Here is a 16,947-nt window from a genome sequence, read left to right on the forward strand (position 1 = left end):
GGATTAACCTGCGGCCGGGTAAACGCACAGGTCTGAACCTCTCGATAAAGAGGTTCAGACCTGATTCAGTGCAAGAATGCAGCCAGATAGTGGCTCAATGCTTACGCGAGGAGCCCTGCATGACGAGCTTGATCAACGGGCCCAGCGTGGTGCCGAGACGTACTAACCGCGTCACACTGCTCGGGCCGCCGCTTCGGGCGCCTTTGCCTGTGAAAAACCCCAGCAATGTGACCGCAGCCATGCCCCAGAGCGGAGCATGTTTGATGCCGAAACCCGCTTGCAGGTTTTGCGACATGCCGCGTACGCGATGCAATGGCTGCAGCAGTTGCGCCGATTCCTGACGGATTTCCTGGCGGTGCATTTCCATGCGCAGGCGGATCAACGCTTTGCGCATTTCCGTCCGGGAGCTGTTATGAGGCATTTCGGGCAGCTTCATGGCAGCAGGCGCTCCCGATCATTGGCCAGTTCTTCCAAAGTGCCATGGAAGGGCGAAGACTCATCGAAAATCGCCGCTTTCAAACGCATCGCGCAGAAGATGCAGGCGAGGGTATAGAACACGCAGAGTCCGCTGATGGCGGGCAGACGATAGGTGTCCCAGAACAGGATCAGTACCAGCGTCGACAGGCCCACCAACAACAGCAATCCGAAGACCAGCGCCAGGCCTGCGAACAGCAGCAAGCTGACAGTGCGAGCTTTTTGTTCCTGCAACTCGATGCCGAACAGCTCGACATGACTGTGGAGCAATCCGAGGAAAGCGGCACCGAGACGCCGCGGTGAGGAGCTTTGACCCGCAATGGACGGGCCGGATTCGCCGATCGCCATAATCAGCGCCGAGTGGCCAGCAGGCCGATCAGGAACCCGACACCAGCCGCGATACCTACCGATTGCCACGGGTTGGCCTGTACATAATCTTCCGTGGCAGTGACGGCAGCCATGCCTTTTTCGCGCAGGGATTCCTCAGTCATTTTCAAGGTTTCGCGAGCCTGGAGCAGACTGTTATGGATTTGCTCCCGCAACTCGTCTGCCTGATCGCCGGCCAGGGTCTTGGTGTGTTCCAGTAACCGTTCGGTGTCGCTGACCAGAGTCTGAAAATCGTTCATCAGGATTTCTTGAGCAGTCGTTGCCTTGATGCTGGCCATGGGTGATCTCCGTGAGTGGCTTTCTGTTGCGTTCGAGTATGAGCCTTGCTTGAAGGTTCATTTCAAAATGAGCAGTCCGAACGATGCGATGTATTGGTGCGTCGTTTGGCAAATCTGCTTGATCAATGGGCGTGGGGAAAGCAAAACCTTAACGTAAACAGCAAGATTGCGCGCGGGGGATTCGCCCCTGACGCGCGACATGGCGCGAGAATCAATTTTCTTCGCCATCGGAGCCAGGATAAAAACCGTGCAGCAAACGATAACGGTCACGCCGCGCCTGATCGACTCGACTCTGCACCTGATCAGCCGGCAAGCCCAGCATGATTAACGCATGGGAGGCGAGCATCAGACTGGACTCGAGCAATTCGGGCACCACTTCGGTCGCGCCTGCCGCTTTCAGTTCAGTCAGCATGCTGTCGTCGCGGGTTCGTACGAGTATCGGCACCAGCGGATTAAATCGGCGTGCCTCCTTCAGAACCAGCAGGGCGATATCGGTCTGATCAACCGCGATGACCATTAGGCGCGCGCGTTCCAGTCCCACCGCGACCAGCAATTCGCCGCGGCGAGAGTCACCGTAATGTACGCAGGTTTCCGCGACGGCGGCCTCCTGAACCCTTACCGGGTCGGTGTCGAGCGCTATATAGGGCTGGCCTTCATTGCGCAAAACGCGGCCGATGGATTGGCCTACGCGACCATAGCCACAGATCACCACGTGATGGGTCAGATCAGCGTTGAGCGCACTGATTTGCTCGAGCTTGGCTTCTTCGTTGGGCTTGCGGTGCAAATGCAGGGCGATGCGTGGCGCGGCGCGCAGCAGCAACGGGGTCAGCAGCATCGAGCAGAATGTCGCGGCCAGTAGCGGCCCGCTGAAGTCAGCCGGCATCATGTTGTTTTGTTGCATCTGCGCCATCAGCGCGAAGCAGAATTCGCCACCCTGGGCCAGCGCCAGGCCACTGCGCCACGCGGTTTCGATGTCACTGCCACGCCATTTGACGAGCAGTGCTACCACGCAGCCTTTGATCAGCAGCAAACCAAGGGTGAGACCGAGGATCAGCAAGCTGTGACTGAAGAAGAGCTGCACATCGATCAACATGCCGATGCTGACGAAAAACACGCCCAGGAAGATGTCGCGGAATGGGCGAATGTCAGCTTCGATCTGATGCCGATAGTGACTCTCGCCAAGTAACATGCCCGCAAGAAAAGCACCCAGCGCGGGCGAGAGCCCCATCAAGTGAGTCAGCCAGGCCGTCAACAGGACAATCACCAGCGCCAGCAGGACAAACAGTTCGGCCGAGCGGGCCGCTGCCACCTCATGAAACAGGCGCGGCAGCAACCAACGGCTGGCCGCCAGCAGGCCGATGAACAAGACCACCGTTTTGACCAGTGTCAGCGGCAGTGCCCAGTACCAGGCTTGATCGCTGCTGCCGGCGAACACCGGCACCAACGTCAGCAACAGGACCGCGACGACATCCTGAAACAGCAAAACTGCGATGGCGTTCTGGCCGTGGCTGCTGAAAATCTCCCCGAGACTGCTCAGCTCCTTGCTGACAATGGCCGTCGAGGAAAGCGCCAGGCCAGCCCCGAGCAGCAACGCCGCGGTGGTCGGCATGCCCAGCCACATCAACAGCGCGCCCAGGATCGCCGCCGTGATCAACACCTGCAGGCCACCCAGTCTGAACACGACCTTGCGCAGTGCGATCATTTTCGACAGGGAAAACTCCAGCCCCAGAGAGAACAGCAGGAACACCACGCCCAGTTCGGCGAGGTCAGGCAGGTCTTCGTTTTCGTTGACCCAATTGAAAGCGGTCGGTCCGATCATCAGCCCCACGCACAAATAGCCCAGCACCGGCGGCAAGCGCAGGCGCTGGAAAAGGGCAATCACCACCAGGGAGGAGGCGAGAATGATCAGCAGGTTGGCGAACACGTAATCTCCAGTTCAGCATTCGGACTACTCAAGCGTAGAGCGAAAATGGTTGTGAGCATGGCCCATGTGACGTTCTGCATGGATGATTTGAGTCAGGAGTTTGCCGATAACCGTGGTTATCAGTTGTTTGAGGATAGACAGGTTAGCGACTCGACTGCTTTTCAGCGCAGGCCTAAACTAGGCGTCTACTTTCTAAGGTCTCGCGGTCATGCCTCCTGAATGTCAGCTGTTCGGCACCTTGGGGTGCCATCTGTGTGAAGTCGCGGAAGCCATGCTGATGGAGTTCGTCGAACACGGATTGCTCGTCGAGCTGGTGGATATCAGCGATAGGGAAGAATGGGTGGAAGACTATGGCCTGCGTATTCCGGTATTGCGACGAATCGACACCGGCGCCGAACTTGACTGGCCATTTGATGAAGAGCAGGTCGCAGCGTTTTTGCGCTGACCGGCATTCCCCGCAATCCATCCGTCGTTCTCCGTCTGTTGCATTGGCGAAAGCTCACTCATTCGGTTACTGTATGTTCATACAGTTATTCTGATTGCCTGATTCTGCGCGTTGACCGCCAGGATGACAGGCAATCCCGGAAGCAGAGGGATGAATTGTGGTCAATGTCGAACAGTTGAAGAAAAGCGTTAACCGGATGTCGGTAGACGTGGTGCGTGAAGCCGTTCACGAGCTGCGGCTGGATGGTCTGGTCACGGAACGGAAAACACCTTTCAACAAACTGCATTTCAATACCTGCTTCGCCGAAATTGAAGCGTTGTTTCAACGTGCGGGTTATCACCGGCAGCTGGATGTCGTGGGCTATCAGGGTTTGCTCTATGCGCTTTACGATCCGGTTCGCTGGGAGGCAGTGGATGTGTTGCGCTGGCTCAAGGAATTCACGGATGAAGCCGCGCGGACGCAGTCGATACCTGCCTGACTGAAATCGTACTAGGTTCGCGTGGAGCACTGCTGGATAATGCCGCCCTGCATTGAGGGTTATCGTCGGTATGTCCACTTCATCTTTTTCTGCTGCACACAGTCAGGCGAGCACATTGTACTTGCCGCCAGGTGCGTGGCGTACGGTGCTTGATTGCTTGTGTGAGCACTTCAGTGCCATCGACCGGGAACAGTGGCTCGACCGGATTGCCCGGGGGCGTGTCCTTGACGGGCAGGGCACACCCATCGCTGTTGATCTTCCCTACAAGGAAGGTCTGCGCATTCATTATTTTCGTGAGGTGCGTGATGAGAAACCTATTCCCGTTACCGAGACGATTCTGTATGCCGATGAGCATTTGGTGGTGGCGGACAAGCCACATTTTCTGCCGGTGACACCGGCCGGCGAATACGTCGAGCAGACATTGCTGCGCCGCCTGATTCGTCGTCTCGACAATCCGCATCTGGTACCCCTGCATCGTATTGATCGACACACGGCGGGGCTGGTGATGTTTTCGGCCAATCCGCAAACCCGTTCAGCCTATCAGTCGCTTTTCCCCACGCGCCAGATCGAAAAACGCTACGAGGCCATCGCTAAAGCCTTGCCGGATCTGACGTTTCCCCGGGTGCACAAAAGCAGGCTTGTCGAAGGTGAACCGTTCTTTCGCATGCAGGAAGCGGCGGGTGTCAGCAACACCGAGACGACGGTCGATGTCAGGGAAAAAAACGGCGATTTATGGCGTTACGCGCTTTACCCGGTCACAGGCAAAAAGCATCAGTTGCGAGTGCACATGGCGGCGCTCGGCTCAGGTATCTGTAACGACCCGTTTTATCCATGCGTGCTCACGGATGCTGCAGACGACTATGCTAATCCTTTGAAACTGCTCGCTCAGGGACTTCGGTTTGTCGATCCGGTGACGGGGCAGGAAAGAGCCTTCGAGAGCGCTATTACTTTGCAATGGTAACCGCCAATCTGCAGCCACTAAAAAGCCCGCATCAAGCGGGCTTTTCTGTATCCGTTGTCACGATGACAAATTACAGCTCTTTGACCGTGCGAACCTGATCCTTGTTGACGCGGGTCTCTTTGCCGTCCAGTTGTTCGAACTCGTAAAAACCGGCTTCTTCGTCAAAATTAGGCGTATCGACGGCCTGGATTTCGCGACCATCATTCAAAGTGATCACGGTAGGCGATGCGCAACCGGCGAGGGTAGCGAGGCCCAGTGCGAGCATGAAAGTGGCGAGGGTCCGGTGAGTCATGAGTGTGTCTCCGATAAGAAATCTTTGGTTACTGACCTTGAGACGTATACAACGCGCGCAAGTTCCTTGGCTAGTGTCAATCTGACACGGTGCTGTGTGAGCTCAGCAATTGCGGGGTATTCAGATTGGCCAGGCGTGGGTCATTGTCGGGGCATTGCAGGGCGTTGGCATCCAGGTTTCGCATGATCCGGCCGGGACTGCGCTCACCGGCATGCCAGGCATTTTCGAACACCTCGCACAGGGCAACCGGAATCAGGCAAAGCAGCGGTTCCCAATGGTCACCATGACGCACCATCACCGGTTTTTCAGGGTGCACATTTGCAGTCTCGCGCAGGCTTTGCAGGAGTGCCGCATCAATGCGCGGTACGTCGCACGGCAGGACCATGAGGAAATCATGCCGAGCGGCCTTCAACCCCGCACGAATGCCCGCCAGCGGACCAGGGAAATCGCCTTGGTCGTCATGCACCAATTGGTCAGCGTAGGGTGCGTAGCGCTCCAGGTTCCGGTTGCAGGAAATGATCAGATCATCACTGAGCGAGCGGGTCTTGCGATGCAGGTGTGCGATCAGTGGCTCGCCCTGCCATTCCAGTAAACCCTTGTCCTGGCCACCCATGCGTTGGCCACGGCCACCGGCCAGGAGCAGAATGGAACACGGCGGCAAATGTGCATTCGAGGTCATGGGCGGTCTCCATGGGGGCGGCATAAAAATGAGGCGCTGTGATATAACACCGGGCTGTTTATCCTACAACTGGACGAGCCTATGAACGCCAAGGCTGAAGTACCTTTTGCACCGCTCAACATTGCTGTGCTGACTGTCAGCGACACCCGTACTCTGGAAACCGATACCTCGGGCCAGGTTTTCGTCGATCGTTTGAACGCTGCCGGCCATCACCTCGCCGCCCGGGTGCTACTCAAAGATGACCTCTACAAAATCCGCGCGCAAGTTGCAAACTGGATCGCCGACGATGTTGTTCAGGTTGTCCTGATCACCGGCGGCACCGGCTTCACCGGACGCGACAGTACGCCGGAGGCAGTAAGTTGCCTGCTGGACAAGCAGGTCGATGGCTTTGGCGAACTGTTCCGGCAGATTTCGGTGGCCGATATTGGCACCTCGACCGTCCAGTCCCGCGCTTTGGCCGGATTGGCCAATGGCACGTTGGTCTGCTGCTTGCCAGGCTCGACCAACGCCGTACGCACCGGTTGGGATGGCATCCTCGGCGAGCAACTGGATTCACGGCACCGGCCGTGCAATTTCGTAGCCCACTTGAAGCAGGCGGCGCCTTGTGAATCACGCGGGTAAGCCGGGCAAGACCGGCAGCCTGATGGCTGTTGAGGTGGCGTTGGCGCGTTTGTTGGAAATGGCCGACGCCTCGCCAATCAAGGCGCGAGAACGCCTGCCGCTCGCGCAGGTCCAGGGCCGTGTGCTGGCCGATGACCTGATCTCGACGCTGGATCTGCCGCCGTGGCCCAACAGCGCCATGGACGGCTACGCCTTGCGCGTGGCTGACTGGACGGGAGAGCCGTTGGTGGTCAGCCAGAAGATCTTTGCCGGCGCTGCACCGCAGCCCTTGGAGCCTGGCACCTGCGCGCGAATCTTCACCGGCGCGCCTGTTCCCGACGGCGCCGATTGCGTCGAGATGCAGGAGAACGCCGACCCCCAGGCTGATCAACGGATTGTATTCACGCAACCGCTGAGCCCCGGCCAGAATATTCGTCCTCGTGGCCAGGAAACCACGGTAGGTGAATTGGTTCTTCCCGCCGGTACGCGACTGGGCCCGATCGAGCAGGGGCTCGCTGCCTCGCTGGGACGCGCCGAACTGGAAGTGATACGCCGCGTGCGCGTCGCCGTGCTGTCCACAGGTGATGAACTGGTGGAGCCAGGAACCACGCTCGGCCCTGGGCAAATCTACAACAGCAATCGCATGCTGCTTTGCAGTTGGTTGCAACGCATGGGCTGTGAAGTGATCGACGCTGGCATTCTGGTCGACGATCTGGCGGTCACCCGCGCTCGTCTTGGCGAGTTGAAAGACGTAGACCTGATTCTCTCCACCGGTGGCGTCTCGGTGGGTGAAGCGGACTTTCTGGGCATCGCGCTGCGGGAAGAGGGAGAGTTGACCTTGTGGAAGCTCGCAATCAAACCAGGCAAGCCGCTGACATTCGGGCATTTTCGTGGCGTGCCGGTGATTGGTTTGCCCGGCAACCCGGCCTCTACCCTGGTGACGTTCGCGATGCTCGCAAGGCCTTATCTGTTACGTCGCCAAGGCGTCCAGAATGTCGAGCCGTTGAAGTTTGCGGTGCCCGCAGGATTTGACTGGTTGAAAGCAGGTAACCGGCGCGAATATTTGCGCGGACGCCTGGAGAATGGGCGGGCAATCATCTACAAAAACCAAAGCTCCAGCGTGCTGCGTAGTGCGGCCTGGGCGGATGGTCTGGTTGAAGTGTTGGAGGATCGTACGCTGGTGGCTGGAGAAAACGTCATGTTTATTCCGCTGAGCGAAGTGCTGAACTGATCTCACTTTCTGTTGTTTGCGCCTACCCGGTCGGGCGAACCGGGTTGTGCGTTTGTAGTGATGGTTACTGAGCGAGGAGTGTCACCACCTGGTCGAACCTGCTGTTCGCGATCCAGCCCAAAAGCCCTATCACTACGGCTGTTCCACCAGCAGCGTAGGCCAGTCTGTGTTTGATGGATCGGACGTCGCCACGAATTTCCTCCATGTCCCTGCGGATGTACTTGAGATGTGTCTCCAGTTCGACGACGCGAGGTTCCATTTCAGCTTCTCCATTGAGTTTGGCGCAGTGGCCGCATTCGGTTTTGTAGTTGGCTCGACGTTCCGCGAGCGGTGCAACCGGTGAGCCCGGCTGCCTGAGGTGATGGCTGTGCATGATACGTCCCTGTATTCCCTGCTGATGACTGATAAACCGTAGTCGCAACTTGAACCAATAAGCTGAGCGGGTCAATTGAGCCGATTCCTCAGCTTTTGTAGGAAAAAATACCGCCGTGTAGGACGCGAAGTGCCGAAAGTAGAAATAATTCGACTCTCGGAGACTTTTATAGGCTCACTCGAGGTCCACATGCCTCACACGGGATTCATCAGGAGTGATCAAAATGAGCGAACGCAAGGCGCTGTTGATTCTGCACGGCAAGCAAGCGCTCAACGAAGAGGTCCGCGCGGCCGTCGAGGGCAAACGCGCCCAGGGTTGGGAGCTGTCGGTGCGGGTGACCTGGGAGGGTGGCGACGCTCAACGGTTGGTGGATGAAGCGCTGACGGCGGGTTATACGCGGATTATTGCCGGCGGCGGTGATGGCACCTTGCGGGACATTGCCGAGGCCATGGCTGCGCATACGGCTGAAGCCAGTCTGGTACTGATGCCCTTGGGCACAGCCAACGATTTCGCGCGAGCTGCAGGCGTACCGTTGGCGCCTGATGAGGCCCTTGAGCTGTTGGATGTAGAGCCCCAGGCGATTGACCTGGGCGAAGTTGGTGGGCAAGTGTTCCTGAACATGGCCACCGGGGGGTTCGGCAGCCAAGTAACGGCAAACACCTCGGAGGATTTGAAAAAAGTGCTCGGCGGCGCTGCGTACCTGTTTACCGGGCTTTCGCGGTTCAGCGAGTTGCACGCCGCCTACGGCGAACTGCAAGGACCTGACTTCCAGTGGAGCGGCGAATTGCTTGCGCTGGGCATCGGCAATGGCCGACAGGCTGGCGGGGGGCATGTGTTGTGCCCGGACGCGCTGGCGGATGATGGCCTGCTGGATATCAGCATTCTGCCAGCACCGCAGGAACTGGTTGGTACCTTGCGGGACTTGCTTACTGACGGCTTCGGCATTGACAACATGTTCGTGCGGGCGCGCCTGCCGTGGGTTGAGCTGAAGGTCGCTGAAGGTCTCTATATCAATCTCGACGGTGAACCGCTGGAAGGCGAGAGCATGCGTTTTTCGGCGCGCCCGGCCGCGCTGCGCGTGCATTTGCCGAAGGACTCGCCACTGCTGAGCGCTACCCCGGTGATCAGTCGTCCAGACTGATGATTTGCTCGCGTACTGCGAACAGCACCAGACCCGCCACGTCATAAATCTGCAAGCGCTTCATGATCTGTGATCGGTGGGTTTCGACTGTTTTGATGCTCAAGCCCAGACCATTGGCAATTTCCCGGGTGGATTTGCCGCGCACGATCAGCCGCAGGATTTCCAGCTGCCGCGCCGTCAGGTTGTGCCCATCTGCCGGTTCCTGTTGATTCGCGGGACTGCGGCTCAGCGCTTGGTTGATAACGGTATGAGCGATGGCGGGGCTCAAATAGCGCTCGTTATTGCGCAACGCCTCGAGCGCATGTTCGAGTTCGGTAGCCGTGGTGTCTTTGAGCAGATAGCCGTGGGCGCCGGATTCCAGCGCCTGCATGATGAGGGCTGGATCGGTGTGCATCGACAGGATCAGCACTTTGCTCTGCGGGCGGACTCGTCTGAGCCGCTGCAATGCTTCGAGGCCGCCGGTCTCCTTCATGGAGATGTCGAGCAACACAATATCCGGAGACAGGCGCTCAACCATTTCCAGTAGCTGCGAACCGTCATTGGCTTCGCCCACTACCGCGTAGCCGGGAATATCCAGTACCAGGGCACGAACGCCGGCCCTGATCAGCGAGTGGTCATCCACCAGAAGCAAGTTACAAATCAACGCATGACCTTATCTGTATTGGCCCGTTCGAGCGCGCGTGGCGCCCAAGGAAAGAGCGCTTCAATTTGAGTACCTGTGCCCGGTTCGCTGCTGACGGTCAGCGTGCCGCCCAATTGGTCGACCCGTTCCGACATGCCGGCCATGCCACGTTGGCCTTCGCGTCCCGGGTCGGTGGCCGGGGCAAAGCCGACGCCGTCGTCACTGATCAACAGTGTCAGGCCTTGGGGCTGACGTTGCAGACGAACCAAAAGATTTCTGGCTTGGGCATGGCGCAGAATGTTGGTGACGGCCTCCTGGGTGATCCGAAATGCCGCCACTGCCATTTCCTCGGGGATGCCGGTCAGGCGCGAGTGGCATTCCAGGCTCCAGTGCACGGAGGTATTGGCCATGGTCTTGAGCAGATGAGCCCGCAGACTGGCTTCCAGGCCAAGGCTGGCCAGCTGCCGCGGATTCAGGATCGCTGACACGTCACGGACTTTGGCCAGGGTTTCTTCCAGCGTTTCGCTGAGCAAGGCGCATTGTTCCTGCAGCTCCTCGGGCATCCGGCGTTTGAGCCAGTCGTTCTGAAGTTTCGCTGCAGTCAATAGCTGGCCAATGTCGTCGTGCAATTCCCGGCTGAGCCGATGGCGCTCGTTTTCCTGGACCTTCAACAACCTGTCGGCCAGCTCCTGGGGTTCAAAATTTATCGATTGGCGAGAGAGGTGATGTTGCAGCCAGACACAGCCGAGGGCTGCGATATTGATGGCCAGCAGGGCCGGAGGTAGAGGCACGGACAAACTACAGAAAAATGCGCTGCCAAGTACCGAGCATGTGCACAGAAAAAGTGTGAGCCGCCTTGCGTTGTCTCGGGAAGGTGACCACATCGTGATTGATTTGAGGCTGGCGTACATAGCGGATGGAGCCAATGGATGTTCGCTGCGGGCAGACCCGACATGCGCGATGACGGGTCTATGTCTGGGTCACTGTGCTGAAAATTGACGCCAACTAACGGTCGGCATGTTAGCACCTAGGTTTCCATTGGTCGCGTATGGCATAACCACGAAATACACTTTGGAATTAACGTGGCTCACAGATAGTTGCACAATGACACTAGTTGCAGTCAGCAGGCTTTCATACGTCAAGTGTCGTCGTTGACAGTTATGAATGGCGTGAGCGATTCAGTTTAAAACGTGTAATTGCAACACTCGCAGTGGGCCCGGAAGCGCGCTGTTTTCGGGTTGGCTAGGCCTGTCGTTCCATGAAGGAAATGCGCGTGAACGGTTTTGTATTGGCGGGAAGCTGGGACGGGCTGTGGCCGACATGGAAAGCGAGCGCCTCGATCAAAGCGGTCTGCTCGCTGTCATCAAGGGAGAGTTGGCCAGTCCGCTGATCAATCAGCTCCAGTTGCCAGGCCATCAGGGTGAAGCAGTCTTTCAGCGCGAGCAGTGCTTGATCATGCAGCTCGGTCTGTTGGTGGGCATGGTTCAACAAACCGTGGATGTGCAGCGAAAAGTCCGATACGGCAGCCAGGGCGAGCGCATCGGCCTTGCTCGCCAGTTTGAGCAGCGTGCTCAAAATGCAGTCGATGGCATCCTTGTCATTGCTGATCAGTTGCAGATGGCTCAAGCATTCTTCCGATCTGGCGAGAAGGCTTTCTGCTTCAACGAGAAATTGCGGTAGGCGTCGGGTCCACTCTGTACGATCGTTCGTCATGCTGATCTCCATAACGCCATTTCAAATGGGGGGATGTCATCGATCGAGGTGCCCGAGTGGCGGTACTTTTGTGCAATCGCGGTTCGCCCGCCTTTAATGCGGGGGGGATGATCCAAGGGGGCGGTTGGCCGCTGACCTGCTAACGCACACAAAAGCCTGACTCCGTTCATGCAATGAGAATGGCGTCACATTAATGGCTATTGGATATTGCGAATATCAGGTTGGGCCTGATGCTTACTAGGGGAATCCCTTACATAAGGGAACCACAGGCGAAAATCGAGGTCGCGCCCGGGAATTTGCTGCGGGGAATACTGGGGCTCAGTAAAGCATGATGCTAATGTGACATCAATGCCGGCGGTCGGCATTATCGATGGATCAAGGTCCTGCAACTACAGCCGATAACCCTCTTTAGTGAATTCATCAGAACAAGCCCAGGAGTCATTGATGGCCGGCATTCTCGACACGGTAGACCAACGCACACAACTGGTGGGTGAGAATCGCCTGGAAATCCTCATGTTTCGCCTGGCCGGGCGACAACTGTTTGCGATCAACGTGTTCAAGGTTCAGGAAGTCTTGCAACTGCCCAAGCTGACGCTGATGCCCCAGCGGCATCCGTTCGTCTGCGGGGTAGTCAACCTGCGGGGCCAGACGTTGCCGGTAATCGATTTGTCTCAGGCGATCGGCATGCGTCCACTGGTGCCGAGCGCGACCAGTACGATCATCGTCACCGAGTACAACCGCTCCGTGCAGGCATTCCTGGTCGGTGGTGTCGACCGCATCGTCAACATGAACTGGGAAGCCATCCTGCCGCCGCCCACCAGCGCCGGTCGCCAGCATTACCTGACCGCCATCAGCAAGGTCGACGATCAACTGGTGGAAATCATCGACGTCGAAAAAGTCCTTGCTGAAATCGTCCCCTACAACGCGAAAGTGTCCCGTGAAAAACTCGACGATCCGATCCTTGAACGCGCCCGTGGCCGCGAGGTGTTACTGGTCGACGACTCCAAAGTGGCGCTCTCGCAATTGCGAGACACCCTCGGCCAGTTGGGCGTGAAAATGCACGTGGCCAGTGACGGTTTGAAAGCGTTGAACATGCTCAAAGCCTGGGCCGATACCGGGGTCAGCATGACCGACAAACTGTTGATGGTGTTCACCGACGCAGAAATGCCGGAAATGGACGGTTATCGCCTGACCACCGAAATTCGTAACGATCCACGTCTGCGCGGGCTGTATGTGGTGTTGCACACCTCACTGTCCGGCAGCTTCAACGACTCGATGGTGAAGAAAGTCGGCTGCGATAATTTCCTCTCGAAATTTCAGCCGGACAAACTCGTCGATGTGGTGCGTCAGCGCCTGATGCTCGATGAAGTGCCTGCCTGACATCACAGATAGCGGCTGACGTGATGTCAGCCTTTGATTCAACGATCAGGCTCGTATAGGGTGGCGGTTTTACTCACCAGGGAGCTGGCCATGCGTCTGAGCGCGCTTTATCGTTATCCCTTGAAATCCTGCAAGGCCGAGCCCCTGCAACAGATCAGCCTGGACAAACTGGGGCTGGATGGGGATCGACGCTGGATGCTGGTGGACGAGGCCAGTGGCCGTTTTCTGAGTCAGCGTGTGGTCGGCCAGATGAGTCAATTGTCGGCGGTGTGGAATACAGAGGGTGGCATCACGCTCAGTGCGCCGGGTCGCTCGGCCATTGATATCGCGCTGCCGACCGCTGATGCCGAACTGCGCGGGGTGACGATTTTTCGTGACAGCCTGCGCGTGCCGGATGCCGGTGATGCCGCCGGCGCCTGGGTCAGCGAGTTCATCGGCAAGCCGACCCGTCTGGTACAGATCCCCCTCGAGCGTGCGCGCATGACCCAGGCCGGTTATGGCAACGACGATGATCAGGTGGCATTTGCCGATGGCTTCCCGCTGTTGCTGATCGGCCAGGGTTCGCTGGAAGATTTGTCGCAGAAAGTCGGGCGCCCGCTGGAAATGCTGCGATTTCGACCGAATCTGGTGATTGAGGGCATCGAGGCATTTGCCGAAGATGGCTGGAAGCGCATCCGTATCGGCGATGTCGAGTTTCGCGTGGTCAAGCCGTGTTCACGTTGCATTCTGACCACCGTGGACCCGCAAACCGGGGAGCGCAGTGCTGATCGTGAGCCGCTGTTGACCTTGCAGAAGTACCGTGCGCAGGAAGACGGCGCGATGTTTGGCCAGAATCTGGTCAACGATGGCGTTGGCCGACTCGAAGTGGGCATGCCGGTGACGATCCTGGAATAAGCCAGCCCGAATGAAAAATGCCCGTGTCGCTGGACACGGGCATTTTTTTTGCGTGATGAAACCTGGGCTCAGCCGCGGTATTCGCACAGGTAAGCGGTGTCGACGGCCACTTTCAGCTGGAATTTGCTGTTGGCGGGCACGTTGAACTGGCTGCCGGCCTCGAAAGTTTCCCAGTCGCTGCTGTCCGGCAGTTGGACGGTCAGCGCGCCGGTCACCACGTGCATGATTTCACGCTGGCTGGTGCCGAATTCGTATTCGCCCGGAGCCATGACGCCGATGGTCGCCGGACCTTCAGCGGTGCCAAAGGCGATCGACTTGACGGTGCCGTCGAAGTACTCGTTGACTTTAAACATGGGCGGTTCCTCGAAAAGGGCTGGAAAGGGCCGGCCAGTATGCACAAGGCCCCTGGCGCCGTCACCTGTCTAAAGCGGCAGCACCAGCGGCAACAGACGTGCCGTATTGCGCGCATCTTCCAGCGCCCGGTGTTGCTGCCCGTTGAACTGCATGCCCGCCAGTTGCAATGCACTGTTGAGACCAAGCGGGCGCTCCAGACGCCGCGCCTTGGCAAAGCGCTGTTTGAGGTTCATATGCGGCACACCGCTCAAGACGCTGACAAGTTGCAGTCGCTGCCACTCCTGCAGCAGTTGCTGGCGATCGTAATCGCCCCAACTGGCCCAGCCTTCAAGACGTGAGTGATGCTGGCCGAGCCAGCGTTCGAAGGCCGTCCAGACTTGTGTCAGCGGTTCGGCGGTGTCGATATTGGCTTGGGTGATGCGGGTCAACTCCCGACAAAACGTGGTGAGCAAGGGGCGGCGCAAGGGTCGCACGAAGCGCTGGAAATGATCCAGTTCGCGGCCTTGGCGGTCCACGAGCGTGGCACCGATCTCGATGATCTCCATTTCCGTAACAGGCCAGCCACCCTCATCGGTGGTGGCTTCCAGATCAATGACCAGCCAGTGAGGCATTGCAGGTTTCCTGATATCCGCGTCCTGATAGGCCTTGAGCGTAGCCAAACGCAGCGAATCCGCCTAGCGGCTTATTCGACCTCCAACAAAATCTGACGATTTTTTACCTGATCGCCGACCTGCACCTGCAAGCGCTTGAGCACGCCGTCGATCCCGGACTTCAGCGGATGCTCCATCTTCATGGCCTCAAGCACCACCAACAGTTGGCCTTTGCTGACCGGTGAACCTTCAGCGACCAGTACATCGACGATGGCCCCGTCCATGGGCGCCTTGAGGGTACCGGAAGTAACGCGCGTGCCGCCGGCGATCAAAGTCTGTGTCCGATCCAGCAGGTGCAGACCGCCCGGGCGCGTCCATAACCAGAGCTGCCCGGCCTCCATTCGATAGGCGTAATGCTGGCGGATCCCGTTGATTTCCAGCGTGGCCCAGCGACCGTCGCACGCTAAGACGTTCAGCTGAAAAACCTGCTCGGCCACTTCAATTTGATACGGTTCGCCGCGCATTGCCTGCAATAGCACCGGCCATTCCTGTTCCTCCAGACCGAAGCGATAGTTCAGCGGCACGCTGGCGTTGTTCCTCCACCCCGCCAGCGCGACGGGATGCGCGAGTGTTGCCGCTTGATAAAACAAGGCCGCCGCGATCGCCAGCTCCTTAGCATCGGGCACGTGCGGTTGCAGAGAGGGGTGGTCGCTGAACCACGCTGGAATGAATCCGGTACTGAACTGGCCCTCGATGAATAGCGGGTGATCGAGCAGGTCGGCCAGCAAGCGCTGATTGCTCTGCACACCGAGCAGCACGCTGTCTTGCACTGCCCGCAGCAACTTGCGTCGGGCCTCTTCGCGGGTTGCTCCGTGGGCGATGATCTTGCCCAGCATGGGGTCGTAAAAAGGGCTGACAGACTGGCCTTCGATCAGTCCATGGTCGATCCGCACACCCTCTTGCAGCGCGGGTTGCCACGCAGCAATCCGGCCGGTCTGCGGGAGGAAATCCCGAGCCGGATCTTCGGCATACAGACGCACTTCCATGGCGTGGCCATTCAGTTGCACCTGCTCCTGACTCAGCGGCAGTGGTAAGCCTTCGGCAACCCGCAGTTGCCAGGCCACCAGATCGAGACCGGTGATCAGCTCCGTCACCGGGTGTTCCACCTGCAGCCGGGTGTTCATTTCCAGAAAGTAGAATTGCCCGCGCGCATCCAGCAGAAATTCCACCGTCCCTGCGCCGACATAATTTACGGCACGCCCGGCTTTGAGCGCCGCCTCACCCATGGCCTGGCGCAAGTCGGCGGTCATGATCGGGCAGGGCGCTTCTTCAATGACTTTCTGGTGCCGGCGCTGAATCGAGCAGTCGCGCTCGCCGAGGTAGATCAGATGGCCGTGATGATCGCCGAACAGCTGCACTTCCACGTGGCGCGGATCGATCAAGGCTTGTTCGAGAATCAACTCATCGTTGCCAAAACCGTGCAGCGCTTCGGAGCGCGCGGTACGCAACTGTTCGAGCAGGTCCTCGGCACGCTGCACCAGGCGCATGCCCCGTCCGCCGCCGCCGGCACTGGCCTTGATCATCAGCGGATAGCCGATGCGCTCGGCTTCGCGGCTTAGCGTTGCGTCGTCCTGCTCGGCGCCTTGATACCCCTTGATGCACGGCACGCCGGCCTCAAGCATGGCCAGTTTCGACAGGCGTTTGCTGCCCATCAGCTCGATTGCGTCGGGGCTCGGGCCGATGAAAGTGACGCCGGCGTGCTGGCAGGCGAGGGCGAATTCAGCGTTTTCCGAGAGGAAACCGTAGCCGGGATGGATCGCGTCAGCGCCGCTGCGCCGGGCGGCGTCGAGGATGGCGGGAATGTTCAGGTACGAATGCTGCACAGGCGCGGGGCCAATGTTGACGGCTTCGTCGGCGATCTGCACGTGCAAGGATTCGGCGTCGGCGTCGCTGAAGACGGCGACGGTGCGGTAGCCCAGGGCTTGCGCGGTGCGCTGGATGCGGCAGGCGATTTCACCGCGGTTGGCGATCAGGATTTTTCTGAGTCGGGCCATTGGTTTTCTCTCAAGTTGTGCGGTGAATGCGATGGCCTCTTCGCGAGTAAGCCCGCTACCACATTTGCAGTGCATTT

General features: G+C 58.5%; 21 protein-coding genes. 8 read left to right on the plus strand and 13 right to left on the minus strand.

What is annotated here, in order from left to right; all coding sequences use genetic code 11:
* Nucleotides 1-94: 94 nt before the first annotated feature.
* The 4 genes from ACYZTS_RS15015 to ACYZTS_RS15030 all read right to left on the minus strand — a co-directional run bounded on the left by ACYZTS_RS15015 (nt 95) and on the right by ACYZTS_RS15030 (nt 3,063).
* Nucleotides 95-436: a hypothetical protein gene (locus tag ACYZTS_RS15015; protein WP_461990137.1), complete on the minus strand. Its 342-nt coding sequence runs from the start codon at nt 434-436 to the stop codon at nt 95-97.
* The gene (locus tag ACYZTS_RS15020) at nt 433-822 is read right to left on the minus strand and encodes a phage holin family protein (RefSeq protein ID WP_028620688.1); all 390 of its coding nucleotides are present in this window, start codon (nt 820-822) and stop codon (nt 433-435) included. Before ACYZTS_RS15020 ends, ACYZTS_RS15015 begins: the two co-directional genes overlap by 4 nt.
* A 2-nt stretch (nt 823-824) precedes the next feature.
* Nucleotides 825-1,139: an ElaB/YgaM/YqjD family protein gene (locus ACYZTS_RS15025; RefSeq protein WP_028620689.1), complete on the minus strand. Its 315-nt coding sequence runs from the start codon at nt 1,137-1,139 to the stop codon at nt 825-827.
* A gap of 211 nt (nt 1,140-1,350) precedes the next feature.
* The gene (locus ACYZTS_RS15030) at nt 1,351-3,063 is read right to left on the minus strand and encodes a cation:proton antiporter (protein WP_028620690.1); all 1,713 of its coding nucleotides are present in this window, start codon (nt 3,061-3,063) and stop codon (nt 1,351-1,353) included.
* A 208-nt stretch (nt 3,064-3,271) separates the two neighbouring features.
* On the opposite strand from ACYZTS_RS15030, the gene ACYZTS_RS15035 reads away from it, so the two are divergent.
* The 3 genes from ACYZTS_RS15035 to ACYZTS_RS15045 all read left to right on the plus strand — a co-directional run bounded on the left by ACYZTS_RS15035 (nt 3,272) and on the right by ACYZTS_RS15045 (nt 4,947).
* Entirely contained in the window at nt 3,272-3,508 is a 237-nt protein-coding gene (locus ACYZTS_RS15035) for a glutaredoxin family protein (protein ID WP_461990140.1), read from the plus strand.
* A gap of 157 nt (nt 3,509-3,665) precedes the next feature.
* On the plus strand, nt 3,666-3,986 hold the full coding sequence (locus ACYZTS_RS15040; RefSeq protein ID WP_028620692.1) for a transcriptional regulator: 321 nt from the start codon (nt 3,666-3,668) through the stop codon (nt 3,984-3,986).
* 70 nt (nt 3,987-4,056) lie between these two features.
* Nucleotides 4,057-4,947 carry a pseudouridine synthase gene (locus tag ACYZTS_RS15045; protein ID WP_461996451.1) on the plus strand — a complete coding sequence of 297 codons (891 nt, stop codon included), beginning with the start codon at nt 4,057-4,059 and terminating at the stop codon, nt 4,945-4,947.
* Between the two features lie 70 nt (nt 4,948-5,017).
* Here the strand turns inward: ACYZTS_RS15045 and ACYZTS_RS15050 are convergent, their stop codons facing one another.
* Together ACYZTS_RS15050 and mobA are read right to left on the minus strand one after the other, a co-directional pair.
* Nucleotides 5,018-5,239, minus strand: a complete 222-nt coding sequence (locus ACYZTS_RS15050; protein ID WP_028620694.1) for a YgdI/YgdR family lipoprotein — start codon at nt 5,237-5,239, stop codon at nt 5,018-5,020.
* Between the two features lie 76 nt (nt 5,240-5,315).
* Nucleotides 5,316-5,918 (minus strand): molybdenum cofactor guanylyltransferase MobA, encoded by a 603-nt coding sequence (mobA, locus tag ACYZTS_RS15055; RefSeq protein ID WP_028620695.1) that lies wholly within the window; start codon nt 5,916-5,918, stop codon nt 5,316-5,318.
* A gap of 81 nt (nt 5,919-5,999) precedes the next feature.
* Here mobA and moaB point away from each other — a divergent pair, with 81 nt between their 5' ends.
* Both moaB and ACYZTS_RS15065 read left to right on the plus strand, forming a co-directional pair.
* A complete protein-coding gene (moaB, locus tag ACYZTS_RS15060; protein ID WP_028620696.1) occupies nt 6,000-6,539 on the plus strand; it encodes a molybdenum cofactor biosynthesis protein B in 540 nt (179 codons plus the stop codon).
* Nucleotides 6,523-7,749, plus strand: coding sequence for a molybdopterin molybdotransferase MoeA (locus tag ACYZTS_RS15065; RefSeq protein ID WP_461990144.1), 1,227 nt, complete (start codon nt 6,523-6,525; stop codon nt 7,747-7,749). The genes moaB and ACYZTS_RS15065 overlap by 17 nt, the downstream gene beginning before the upstream one ends.
* Nucleotides 7,750-7,813: 64 nt before the next feature.
* On the opposite strand, the gene ACYZTS_RS15070 is transcribed toward ACYZTS_RS15065, so the two are convergent.
* Complete coding sequence (locus ACYZTS_RS15070) at nt 7,814-8,122, minus strand: hypothetical protein (RefSeq protein WP_028620698.1); 309 nt, start codon at nt 8,120-8,122, stop codon at nt 7,814-7,816.
* 223 nt (nt 8,123-8,345) lie between these two features.
* Between ACYZTS_RS15070 and yegS the strand changes: the two genes are divergently transcribed.
* The gene (gene yegS / locus ACYZTS_RS15075; protein ID WP_028620699.1) at nt 8,346-9,263 is read left to right on the plus strand and encodes a lipid kinase YegS; all 918 of its coding nucleotides are present in this window, start codon (nt 8,346-8,348) and stop codon (nt 9,261-9,263) included.
* Here yegS and ACYZTS_RS15080 read toward each other — a convergent pair.
* From ACYZTS_RS15080 to ACYZTS_RS15090, 3 genes are all read right to left on the minus strand, one after another.
* Nucleotides 9,247-9,906 carry a response regulator gene (locus tag ACYZTS_RS15080; RefSeq protein WP_461990146.1) on the minus strand — a complete coding sequence of 220 codons (660 nt, stop codon included), beginning with the start codon at nt 9,904-9,906 and terminating at the stop codon, nt 9,247-9,249. The two genes, yegS and ACYZTS_RS15080, sit on opposite strands and share 17 nt — an antisense overlap.
* Nucleotides 9,903-10,796 carry a sensor histidine kinase gene (locus ACYZTS_RS15085; protein WP_028620701.1) on the minus strand — a complete coding sequence of 298 codons (894 nt, stop codon included), beginning with the start codon at nt 10,794-10,796 and terminating at the stop codon, nt 9,903-9,905. The genes ACYZTS_RS15080 and ACYZTS_RS15085 overlap by 4 nt, the downstream gene beginning before the upstream one ends.
* A 331-nt stretch (nt 10,797-11,127) precedes the next feature.
* Nucleotides 11,128-11,598: a hypothetical protein gene (locus ACYZTS_RS15090; protein WP_028620702.1), complete on the minus strand. Its 471-nt coding sequence runs from the start codon at nt 11,596-11,598 to the stop codon at nt 11,128-11,130.
* 444 nt (nt 11,599-12,042) lie between these two features.
* On the opposite strand from ACYZTS_RS15090, the gene ACYZTS_RS15095 reads away from it, so the two are divergent.
* Complete coding sequence (locus ACYZTS_RS15095; protein WP_461990148.1) at nt 12,043-12,978, plus strand: chemotaxis protein CheV; 936 nt, start codon at nt 12,043-12,045, stop codon at nt 12,976-12,978.
* Nucleotides 12,979-13,068: 90 nt separating this feature from the next.
* Complete coding sequence (locus ACYZTS_RS15100) at nt 13,069-13,872, plus strand: MOSC domain-containing protein (RefSeq protein WP_461990150.1); 804 nt, start codon at nt 13,069-13,071, stop codon at nt 13,870-13,872.
* 68 nt (nt 13,873-13,940) lie between these two features.
* Here the strand turns inward: ACYZTS_RS15100 and ppnP are convergent, their stop codons facing one another.
* The 3 genes from ppnP to ACYZTS_RS15115 form a co-directional block, all read right to left on the minus strand.
* On the minus strand, nt 13,941-14,225 hold the full coding sequence (gene ppnP, locus ACYZTS_RS15105) for a pyrimidine/purine nucleoside phosphorylase (RefSeq protein ID WP_461990152.1): 285 nt from the start codon (nt 14,223-14,225) through the stop codon (nt 13,941-13,943).
* Nucleotides 14,226-14,294: 69 nt separating this feature from the next.
* Nucleotides 14,295-14,837 (minus strand): 3'-5' exonuclease, encoded by a 543-nt coding sequence (locus ACYZTS_RS15110; protein ID WP_461990154.1) that lies wholly within the window; start codon nt 14,835-14,837, stop codon nt 14,295-14,297.
* Between the two features lie 71 nt (nt 14,838-14,908).
* Nucleotides 14,909-16,870: an acetyl/propionyl/methylcrotonyl-CoA carboxylase subunit alpha gene (locus ACYZTS_RS15115; RefSeq protein WP_461990156.1), complete on the minus strand. Its 1,962-nt coding sequence runs from the start codon at nt 16,868-16,870 to the stop codon at nt 14,909-14,911.
* Nucleotides 16,871-16,947: the final 77 nt, after the last annotated feature.

Source organism: Pseudomonas sp. TMB3-21 (assembly GCF_054898145.1).